Genomic DNA, 9,154 nt, shown 5'->3' with positions numbered 1-9,154 from the left:
GGCGATGCAGCGCTCGCGCTGGACAATCCTATTTCCACGGAGCTGTCGCAGATGCGCCCCAGCCTCCTGCCGGGCCTCATCAGCGCGGCTAAGCGCAACCGGGACCGGGGCTTTGCGGACGGCGCGCTGTTCGAGCTCGGGCAAGCCTATCGCGGTCTCGGCGCTGACGATCAATTCACCGCTGCTAGCGGCGTGCGCTTCGGGCTATCGTCGCTTGCAGGCGCGGGCCGTCACTGGTCGGGCGCGGCGCCTGAGGCCGGCTGGGAAGCGGTCAAGACCGATGCGCTGGCCGCACTCGAGGCGCTCGGCCTCGGTCAGGCCAAGGTGCAGATCAACCGCGATGCGCCAAGCTGGTTCCATCCAGGCCGCTCGGGCGCGATCAAGCTCGGCCCCAAAGTGACGCTCGGCGTGTTCGGCGAGCTTCATCCCGATACGCTCGCGAGTCTCGATGCCGATGGGCCCGTGGCCGCATTCGAGATCTATCTCGGCAATCTGCCGCCGGCGAAACGCAAGAGCACCGCCAAGGCCGCACTCGATGCGTCCGATCTTCAGGCCGTCACCCGCGACTTCGCCTTCCTGATCGATGCGGACACGGACGCAGGTCTGCTTGTGCGCGCAGCGGCAGGTGCCGACCGCGAGCTCATCTCAAACGTCAGCGTATTCGATGAATTCACCGGACAAGGCGTGCCGGACGGCAAAAAGTCGCTCGCCATCGGGGTAACGCTCCAGCCCCGCGACAAGACGCTGACCGAAGTCGAGATCGACGCGGTGGCCGAGAAGGTCGTCGCAGGCGTGGCTAAAGCCACCGGCGGCACATTGCGCTAGGCGCCTAAAATTGCCTGAACTCGAAATTCGAATTACGACGCTTCTTCTTGCGGCCGGCGCCATAGAAGGGCTTGTCCGCGCAGGCGGTCTGCAACCGTGAAGCGAGGCTGACCGGGATGGCAGGCGCCGGCGTCCAGGCCGCGCAGAGCGCGCCGATCTTGCCGCCGAGTGCCTCAGCGCCCGCCGAGCAGTACAGCCCCGTGCCATCGCTGCGCGGGGTGAAGGCAATGCCTTCTGGGCCCGTGCTGTTCCCAAGCTTTGCCCCGAGATAGTTCAGGGCAAAGATGCGCTGGGCGCCGTCCTGCGGCGAGAAGCGTTCGGGACGGACATGGGTGTTCGTGATCGGGATCGCCTCGATCGCGCCGACGGTCCAGCCCTCGCCGGACCGGGCCAGATGCACCTTCGCCATGAGCCCGTAGTCGCGGCAGAGGCCGAAGCGCTTCATTTCGGCCGTGCCCGGATGCAGGAAATTGCCGAGCCCGTAAAAGACAAACGAATCCCCGACGCGTTCGACGCCCTGGGCAACGTGCGGATGGTGACCGACAATCAGATTGATGCCCTTTTCGCGCGCGGCGAACTCGCGCCAATCGTCGCGTTGACGCTTGTCCGGTACGACGCGGCCCTCGAGCCCGTAATGGATAGATAGAATGCGATAGTCGGCGGGAAGCTCGCGGAGCCGGTTCACCACGATTTCGAAGTCCTCGCGCCGGCGATAAGCGGCCTGCCCGGGCTTGCCCTCACCCGCGCGGTGCTCGGCCCGCTGGCCGGTAACGATGCCGGTGGCGGCGAAGCCGAGTTTCAACTCGCCCAATTCGAGACAGCCGGGCCTCGTCGCTTCTTCGAAATTGGCCCCGAGCCCGGCATAGGCGATCGCCTTGCCTTTTGCGCGTGCGGCGCCCACCATGGCCAGATGGTAGAGCGTCTCTTCCGCACCCGTCGCGCCGTAATCCATGGAATGATTGTTGGCGAGTGAGAACAGGTTGAAGCCCGCGCCGACCAGCGCGCTGAGCCCGGCCGGGTGGCTGCGGAAATTGTAGGGCGCGGTTTGCCCTTTCATGTCCGGCGGCAGATCGTTGCGGTCGGTCACCACGGTTTCGAGATTGAGAAAGGCAAGGTCGCCGTCCACCTCACCCGCGATGCCGCTCAGGCTGTCCGAGTATGTGAGGCTTTGCCGGTTTTTCGTGAAACCGTGCGGGTCGACGGGAGCGCCTTTCGGATTGAAGCCTGTGTCGCCGGCAAGCACGAGGGTGAGCTGAGACGGCCCCGTGGCGCCGGGCGCGCTGGGCCGGACGGGAGCCCCTCCTATCGCTGCTGTGCGGTCGTTGTTTGCGCAAGGCGCGATGCGCATTCCGGCGCGCGCCGGATCAGCGGCTCCGTCGCCTGCCAGCAGCACGGCCGCGGCGCAGACAAGTGTCACTAAGCGCATGAGCCTTTTGACCACATAGCTTCGGGGCTCTTAAGAGGTTGGTTCGAGCTCGGCTTTCGCCCGAATCGGTTCGGTGTCGAATCCTAGATTATGGTCGCGGGCAAAGTGAACCATCGCCCGTTCGGCCAGGGCACTGATGGTCAGAAGCGGATTGCAGCCAAGCGAGCGCGGCATGACCGACCCATCGCAGACATAGAGCCCCGCATAGGTCTCATCGCCCGTGGGTCCGGCGAAAACCTGGCACTTGTGATTGACCGTGCCGCTCTCGGCCGTTTCGCCCATGCCGCACCCGCCAAGCGGATGCGCCGTCGTGGGCCGCGCGCCCATATTCGTCGCGGCAAGCGGATTCTTGATATAGAGCCCGCCAACCCCTTGCGCCGCCTTTGTCAAAGCGTCGTCCACGCGGGCGTACACCTCCTGTTTGGCAACGTCCGGCCAGGCGACCTCCAGGGCATCGTTCTGCAGCACGAGGCGCCCCTCGGCGTCGTCATGCGACACCACAAAGAAGCTCTGCAAATGCGCAAGCGGGCCTTTATAGACGCCCTTGATCAAGCTCTGGGCCGCGCCCAGGAGTCGCCCGCCGGCGATGAAGAACACCGGCAGGAGCGGCGCGATGGAGGACGGCATCGTACCTTCCTGGATGATCATGCTGGCATTAAGCTCGGCCTCGTCCGGCAATTCGATTTGGCCCGCAACACACGCGCCGACAGGATCGTCGGTGAACTTCGGCGGCTCGCCGACGCCGACCGCATTGGCGCGGTTTTTCCCGCCGAGCGCAAAGGCGATGATGTCGCCATTGGCCGAGAAGCCCATGCCCAGCCGGTCCGAAGCCTTGAGGCCGCACTCGCGCGAGCGCAGGAGTATCTCGGTGGAGCCCAGCGTGCCCGCGCCGAGGAACACGGTCGTGGCGTCCACATGCGCCGTCTCGTCCGTATCGTTGGCGGAACGGAAATGCACCCGCCAGCCCCCGCTCAGCTTCTCCACATGACTAACGGCAAGTTCGGTGAAGATCTCCGCACCGTGTGCCTTGGCATCGGCCAGATAGGTAACGGCGATGGAATTCTTTGCCCCCACATTGCAGCCCGAACAGCAATCACCGCAGAGCGTGCAGGCAGCTTGCGCGATCCCTGCCGGGTTCACCACATCGTCGAAGCTGACCGTGACGGGGGCCGTGACCGGCGGCTTGCCGAAGGCGCCGCTCGCCGCTTCCAGCGCCAGATACTTGGTGAGCGCGGGCGCGCCCGCATGGCGCGACGGGCGCAACATATCCGCGGCGCGCTCGTAACCTAGGTCCAGTAGCCCATCCGTTCGGATCGCATCAGGCCAGGCCGCATCGGCAAAGACCCGCGCGTCGGGACGCAAGGCCACGCCCGCATTGATCAGCGAGCCGCCTCCGAGGCCGCAGCCGACGACCACATTGATGTCCGATCCCAGCCGCACGTCGTAAAGCCCCGTTCCCGATCCGGAGCGCTTTTTGCCGCTGTGGACCTGAAGCTCGCGGCGCAGCTCCGGCATGCGCGAGGGAAACCCGCCGACCGGCACTTCGCGGCCGCGCTCCAGAACGCAGACCTGTTGACCGGCGCGCGAAAGCCGCGACGCGGCGATGCCGCCGCCATAGCCCGACCCGACGACGACGACATCGTAGACGGGGCGCATGGCCGCGCGCGCAAGGGACAAAATCTCAGGCTGCTGCATGCCTCTCAATACCTCGGTTCAGACAGGAGTTCCAACACGTTATGCAGGATGAAACGCGGGCGCATCACTTCCAATCACACAACCGCGAGAGTCCCTATCTCCACTCGCTGCGACTCCTTATCGTTTGAGACAGACAACAATGTGGAGACGTTCAATGATCGCGCGATGGATTCTCGCCACTCTGACAGCCGCCTTTCTGGCGCTGTTCGTGTTTGCCGTGAACAGCGAAACCGCCGAGGCGGAAGACGCGACCACCGCCAAGACCGCCATCTTCGCCGGCGGCTGTTTTTGGTGTGTAGAAGATGCGTTCGACAAGGTCGATGGCGTATCCGAAACGGTCTCCGGCTATGCGGGCGGCGACCTACCCAACCCTACCTATGGCAACCACGAAGGCCATGTCGAGGCGCTCAAGGTCACCTACGATCCGTCAAAAGTGACCTTTGCGGAACTGCTCGATAATTTCTGGCGCAATATCGATCCGTTCGATGCGACCGGTCAGTTTTGCGACAAGGGCCCGGCCTACCGGACCGTCGTGTTCGTTGCGAGCGACGAGGAAGAGTCTCTTGCCAAGCAGACCAAGCAGGACATTGCCAAGCGCTTCGGAAAGGACGTCGAGACCGAAATCCGGCCGACCAGCACGTTCGCCGCTGCCGAGGACTATCACCAGGATTACCACACGAAAAATCCGGTGAGTTACAAGTACTACAAATGGAATTGCGGTCGGGCCCAGCGCCTGTCGGAAATCTGGGGCGGCAAATCCAGCTGACTCGAATTAGCCTAGCCGACATGAAAATTGGGCGTTCGCGCACCGCGCGACGCCCGGTATCCCAAACCTTTTGGCAATCCTTGCGGCGTGATGGCTAGTAGCCGATCCAGACGGTCCCGCTTGTGGGCCCGCTTCCAGGCCTTGCGACCGCCCTTCCAAGCCGAGCAACGGTTTTTGCAGGCCTGCCTGTAAACCTTCCGTGCCCGCTTGTCGTAAGGGTACAGCCATTGCGCGCGGTCTCAGCAGCTCGATGCCGCGGCGCCGGTGACGAGGGCGGCCACCACAGAGAACAAAATCGCCTTTCATGCTGTCGTTCCTCACATCAGGGGCTCTTGGCGACCGTCGGGCTAGACGCGCGCACAGGAGGCAAAAAGAAAGGGGCCCATGTTCAGCCCCCTCAGTGTATTTTCGCTTTCGCTGGGCACGCTTACGAGCGGTCCTTCAGGAAATTGAGCTTGGAGAACCTGCCGCCTTCGGTCTTGGCCGACTTCATCGACTTCTTGCACTCGCGCTTGAGCTTGACGCGCTCCATCATGCCGTTGGCCTTGACCTTCGCGACTTCCTTGCACGACATGTCGGCCTGTGCCGGGGAAGCGAGCGTTGCAACGGCAATCAGGGCCGCCGCAGCCGCGAGAAGGACATTCTTTTTCAGGGATATTCTCCTTAGAGGCAGTCTTGAATTCTGGGCCATCGGTCTGCACGGGCGGCTTCGACGCCGATGTCGCAGTCACGAATCGATCGAACCCCGTCAGATCGAAAGGACCCTTCCTATCTGTGCTTTCCTAACGGCCGACAACTGCGAAATTGCGGCGATTTCCCACATGGTTTCGCCTTACTTACCCGCTGTGCGAAACTGCCTCACTCCCAGCTTGACCTTTGGCGGTTTGCACCCCTACCTAGCCGTCTATGAGTTCGTCGATACCCCTTTCCCATATCCGCAACTTCTCGATCATCGCCCATATCGACCATGGCAAATCGACCTTGGCCGACCGGCTGATTCAGCTCTGTGGCGGGCTGACGGCACGCGAGATGAAGGAGCAAGTGCTCGATTCGATGGATATCGAGCGCGAGCGCGGCATTACCATCAAGGCCCAGACCGTGCGCCTAGACTACCGGGCGCAGGACGGCGCGCTATACGAATTGAACCTGATCGATACGCCAGGGCACGTGGACTTCGCCTATGAAGTGAACCGGTCGCTCGCCGCGTGCGAGGGCTCGCTCCTGATCGTGGACGCGACCCAGGGCGTAGAGGCGCAGACACTCGCGAATGTCTATCAGGCTCTCGAGAACGATCACGAGGTCGTACCGGTCTTAAACAAGATCGATCTGCCGGCCGCGGAGCCCGAGCGGGTTCGGACTCAGATCGAGGACGTGATTGGGCTCGACGCGTCCGACGCCATCGAGATCTCGGCCAAGACCGGTATCGGCGTCGAGGACGTCCTCGAGGCGATCGTGCAACGCCTGCCGCCGCCGCAAGGCAACACGGACGCACCGCTCAAGGCCATGCTCGTGGACAGCTGGTACGATGCCTATCTCGGCGTGGTCGTTCTCGTTCGCGTCATCGATGGCACGTTGCGCAAAGGGCAGCGCATCCGGCTGATGTCGACGGGCGCGGGCTACCAAGTCGACCGCTGTGGCATTTTTCGCCCGAAGCAGGAGATGCGCGACACGCTCGGCGCCGGCGAGATCGGCTTCTTTACCGCAGCCATCAAGGAAGTGGCCGACACACGCGTCGGCGATACGGTCACGGACGAGAAGCGGCCGACCACGGAACCGCTTGCCGGTTTCCAGCCGGCCCAACCGGTCGTGTTTTGTGGGCTGTTTCCCGTGGACTCAGGCGATTTCGAAGATTTGCGCGAAGCGGTCGGCAAGCTGCGGCTAAACGATGCGAGTTTCGAATACGAGATGGAGACCTCCGCCGCCCTCGGTTTCGGCTTCCGCTGCGGCTTTCTCGGCCTGTTGCATTTGGAGATCATCCGCGAAAGGCTCGAGCGCGAATTCAATATCGATCTCATCGCCACGGCGCCCTCAGTTGTCTATCAGGTGTTCCTGACCGACGGCACGATGGTCGAGCTCCATAACCCGGCCGACATGCCCGACACGCAGAAGATCGAGCACATTGAGGAGCCTTGGATCGAGGCCAGCATTCTCGTGCCGGATGAGCATCTGGGTGCGGTGCTGAAGCTCTGCGAGGACCGGCGGGGGCGGCAGAAGACGCTGACCTACGCGGGCTCCCGCGCGATGATCGTCTACGATCTGCCGCTCAACGAAGTGGTTTTCGATTTCTACGACCGGCTGAAATCGGTGACGCGCGGCTATGCGTCCTTCGATTACCACATCACCGGCTACGAAGAAGGCGACCTCGTGAAGATGGCGATGCTCGTGAACGCGGAGCCCGTGGACGCGCTGTCGGTAATCGTGCATCGCGGCCGCGCCGAGGCCCGTGGGCGCGCCATGGTCGAGAAGCTGAAAGATCTCATCCCGCGCCACATGTTCAAGATCCCGATCCAGGCCGCGATCGGCGGCAAGGTCATCGCGCGCGAAACCATCAGTGCGCTCCGCAAGGACGTGACCGCCAAGTGCTATGGCGGCGACATCACCCGCAAGCGCAAGCTGCTCGAGAAGCAAAAGGCGGGTAAGAAGAAGATGCGCAGCTTCGGCAAGGTCGACATCCCCCAGGAAGCCTTCATCGCCGCGCTCAAAATGGACGCGGATTAGGCACGCTCCGCCTCCCCACGAAACCAAATCGCATGTCTCACGTTATTGATGCGGTAGCCGGTTTCGCGGGCGCGATTGCGAGCGCCCCAGCGGCATGCCTTTCGGACGGACCTCACGTCCGCCCGCTCAGGTATCATCAAGTTGATAGCACCGGCGCCCTCCGCCGCGCGCCAGTATATTTGTATTTATACTTTGTAATTTGCGCCTTATTGCTGTCTATATTTGTTGACAGCTGCCACACTTAAGGTAATTTTGTGTTTTTAACTTGATATATTGCTTTGTTTAATTGACGGATGCGAATCAATCACTTTTCATTCGCTTCCGGGGACGCTTCTATGAGGGATACGTCATGCGGATCGCAATGGTCCTTGGACTGGCTGGTTTGTGTCTGCTGTCTCCTTGCGGGGTGGCGAACAGTGTTGCCGACGACACGCGGCGCAACTCCGGCCAGCAGAACGAAGGCGCTGTGACCATCATGTCCGGCACCACCTTCGACGGGCACGCCACCATCGTTCGCGACATGGCGGCCATGCTGGACGACAGCCAATCGCTGCGCGTCTTGCCGATGATCGGTCAGGACCCGGCCCAGACGCTGAAGGACGTCCTATTCTTGCGCAGCGTCGACTTGGGCATCACCCACTCGACCGTACTAAATCATTTTGCGCGGACCGGCGAGCTCGGGCCGATCCGAGAGCGGCTCGTCTATGTGGCCAAGCTCTTCAACGAAGAGCTCCATCTTCTGGCGCGCGCGGACATTGCGACCGTCCAGGCGCTGAATGGCAAGACCGTGAATGTGGGCCGGGAGGGGAGCGGCACTCAGATCGCCGCGCGGATCCTTTTCGAAGCGCTAGGGCTCCAAGTCCAGGAGGCTCATCTGGATACGGCTCAGGCTGTCGAGGCACTCAAATCTGGCGATATCGATGCAACGATCCTGATCGGGACCACGCCGATCGCCGGCCTAGCGCAGCTCGGCCCGGAGTCCGGATTGACGTTTCTGCCCATCCCCTACTCCAAAGGCCTGGAGGATGACACCTATCCGTCGGCCCTTACTCATGACGACTACCCGGCGCTGATCGCAAACGGAGGACGGATTGACACTGTCGCCATCTGCGCCGTGCTGGTGGCGCTGCAAGACACCGCGAACGCAGAACGCCAAGCGAAGCTCGGCCGCTTTATCGGTCGGTTCTTCTCGACTTTCGATGCACTCCAACAGGCGCCGAACCACCCCAAATGGCGCGAAGTGAATTTCGCCGCGACGCTCGAAGACTGGCAGCGCGCGCCGCAAGCGAAAGCCTGGATCGAGAGTGCGAAGAGCAAGGCGTTCGCCGAGGCACGAGAGAGAAAAAGCTTCAAGGCGTTCCTGACCCAGGCCGGCGATGTCGTCAGCACCGACGAGGTTTCGGAGGCGAACCAGCAAAAGCTGTTCCGGGCCTTCAAGGCCTGGAGCAAGTTCCAACAATCGAATTGATCCAATCGGCACACGCCCAATCGCCGCGCGCGAACGGTAACTTTCAAGGGAGGTCATCGTGGCACAGCCAGCATTGAAACAAGACAGCATTCCGGACGAGATTTGGCGGCTCGCTGAGCAGCTCAATGCGGGCTCGCCGCCGGGCGACAGGCTTAAGGCCGCGAACACCGATCACAGCGCGTCCTCGCTCGCGCGGCGCTTTGCGCCCGATTGCGCGCGGCAACGCGCGGCCGCGGCCGACCCCACCGTATTGCCG

The 9,154-nt window shown here is 62.6% G+C and carries 7 protein-coding genes and 1 pseudogene; 5 read left to right on the top strand and 3 right to left on the bottom strand.

All coding sequences use genetic code 11. The features are described from left to right. Positions 1-825 (top strand): annotated as a pseudogene (locus WBQ77_RS12895) (phenylalanine--tRNA ligase subunit beta); the annotation flags it as partial. A gap of 4 nt (positions 826-829) precedes the next feature. Here the strand turns inward: WBQ77_RS12895 and WBQ77_RS12890 are convergent. Both WBQ77_RS12890 and WBQ77_RS12885 read right to left on the bottom strand, forming a co-directional pair. Then, a complete protein-coding gene (locus WBQ77_RS12890) occupies positions 830-2,251 on the bottom strand; it encodes a CapA family protein (RefSeq protein WP_424060533.1) in 1,422 nt (473 codons plus the stop codon). Positions 2,252-2,281: 30 nt separating this feature from the next. Next, positions 2,282-3,946 (bottom strand): GMC oxidoreductase, encoded by a 1,665-nt coding sequence (locus tag WBQ77_RS12885; RefSeq protein ID WP_424044816.1) that lies wholly within the window; start codon positions 3,944-3,946, stop codon positions 2,282-2,284. A gap of 154 nt (positions 3,947-4,100) precedes the next feature. Between WBQ77_RS12885 and msrA the strand changes: the two genes are divergently transcribed. Then, positions 4,101-4,712, top strand: a complete 612-nt coding sequence (gene msrA / locus WBQ77_RS12880; protein ID WP_424060532.1) for a peptide-methionine (S)-S-oxide reductase MsrA — start codon at positions 4,101-4,103, stop codon at positions 4,710-4,712. A 427-nt stretch (positions 4,713-5,139) separates the two neighbouring features. On the opposite strand, the gene WBQ77_RS12875 is transcribed toward msrA, so the two are convergent. Then, positions 5,140-5,403 carry a hypothetical protein gene (locus WBQ77_RS12875; RefSeq protein ID WP_424060531.1) on the bottom strand — a complete coding sequence of 88 codons (264 nt, stop codon included), beginning with the start codon at positions 5,401-5,403 and terminating at the stop codon, positions 5,140-5,142. 215 nt (positions 5,404-5,618) lie between these two features. On the opposite strand from WBQ77_RS12875, the gene lepA reads away from it, so the two are divergent. The 3 genes from lepA to WBQ77_RS12860 all read left to right on the top strand — a co-directional run. Beyond that, positions 5,619-7,430: a translation elongation factor 4 gene (lepA, locus tag WBQ77_RS12870; protein WP_424060530.1), complete on the top strand. Its 1,812-nt coding sequence runs from the start codon at positions 5,619-5,621 to the stop codon at positions 7,428-7,430. Positions 7,431-7,779: 349 nt separating this feature from the next. After that, a complete protein-coding gene (locus WBQ77_RS12865) occupies positions 7,780-8,898 on the top strand; it encodes a TAXI family TRAP transporter solute-binding subunit (protein ID WP_424045269.1) in 1,119 nt (372 codons plus the stop codon). 58 nt (positions 8,899-8,956) lie between these two features. Next, a partial coding sequence (locus WBQ77_RS12860; RefSeq protein WP_424060529.1) for a hypothetical protein occupies positions 8,957-9,154 on the top strand: 198 nt, incomplete at its 3' end.

The organism is Methyloceanibacter sp., from assembly GCF_049590335.1.
GTDB lineage: Bacteria > Pseudomonadota > Alphaproteobacteria > Rhizobiales > Methyloligellaceae > Methyloceanibacter.
The sequence above is the reverse complement of the archived record's forward strand: the minus strand, read 5'-3'. Positions and strand labels throughout refer to the sequence as shown.